1 pseudogene is annotated in these 1,495 nt (G+C 51.5%); it reads left to right on the top strand.

Annotated elements, in window-relative coordinates:
* Positions 1 to 1,495 (top strand): annotated as a pseudogene (locus tag E1J53_RS22835) (DUF11 domain-containing protein); the annotation flags it as partial.

Below are 1,495 nucleotides of genomic sequence, written 5' to 3'. Positions count from 1 at the left end.
GTAACGGGCAGCAACGGCGTGTACGTCATTGCGAGCCTGCTGCAGGGTGAGTCGATCAGCTTCGAGGTTACCTACGCGATTGATGCGACCTTCCAGGGTAGCAGTGTCCGCAACGAAGCGGAGATCACGGAGGACGACGGCGACGACGAAGACTCTACGCCGGACAACGACGATGATACGGAAGACGACCAGGATGACGTGGAGACGCCGATCGAGCAAACCTACGACCTGGCAATCGATAAGCGCCTGGCGATCGGACAGGCTCCCGGAACCGTTACTGGTGGATTCGTACGTTACCTCATTACGGTAACGAACGAAGGCTCACTGAATGCGAGCAACATCGGTTTGATGGACCTCGCACCCGCTGGCCTTCAGTATGTATCCGCTGATGTCTCGGGAACTAATGTAATTGAGAATGGAGGTGGTGAATTCACCGTTCCTTCCCTTCTGCAGGGAGCTTCCGTAACTTTCGAAATTACCTATCAGGTTGGCCTGGATGTCCCAGTACTGTCTACCTTGACCAATCAGGTAGAAATTGACGAAGACGATGGAGATGACGTTGATAGTAATCCCGAGGAAAGCTTCGATGAGGATGACTTCAACGACGGAATCGAAGATGATGATGAAGATGAGGTAGAAATTCCTGTCCTCGGAATCAACGTCGAGAAAACGGTATCCGATGATAGTGTTTGTCCCGGTGATGAGGTAACCTACACCCTAACCGTTAGATTCCGTGATAACGTTTGTTCTCCAGGATTTGAAATTCGGGACATCAACGTGGAGGACATGAGTTCTACCGGATTCCAGGATATGTTTATGCCTGGAGACGATAACTTCGTGACCACTTCAGATCCAAACGGAGACGGAATCCTTCAGTGTGGTGAAGAATTTATGTGGACCTACACACGAATTCTGAACGAAACGGATACGAATATTGCCACGGATATGGGGGACATCTACTTTGTCTTCCCCGATGGATCGGAAAGCTTTGTTGGCTCGGCAATGTTCTCGGATACTGTCACCGTAATTGTGAACGATCCCGCTGAAGTGACGGTAACTGACGTTGATCCAAATGGAAGCATTCAGTGTAAAGGGGAAACCGGTAGCCTCACGGTAAATATTATCACCGGAACCGGACCATACTCCTTCCAGTGGGATGCTGCCACTGGTAACCAAACGACCCAGACAGCAACTAACTTGGTTGCAGGTACCTACTTTGTTACCATCACTGATGGTAACGGTTGTATCACGATTGACCAGGGGACTTTGGTAGAGCCAGATGAACTATCAGTTTCCGGCGTTACGACGGACGTCATCTGTAACGATGATGCCGGTACGAGCGACGACGGTACGATCACGCTGACGGTGGTTGGCGGTACGGCCGGTTACACCTACGCCTGGAGCAACGGTGCGACGACGCAAAACCTGAGTGGTCTTGCTGCGGGTACCTACACGGTAGTGGTTACGGACGCCAACGGCTGTACGACCACGGAGA

Origin of the sequence: Lewinella sp. W8 (genome assembly GCF_004375085.3) — a bacterium.
GTDB lineage: Bacteria > Bacteroidota > Bacteroidia > Chitinophagales > Saprospiraceae > Neolewinella.
Note: the sequence above shows the minus strand (reverse complement) of the source record. Positions and strands in the feature narration are given on the sequence as shown.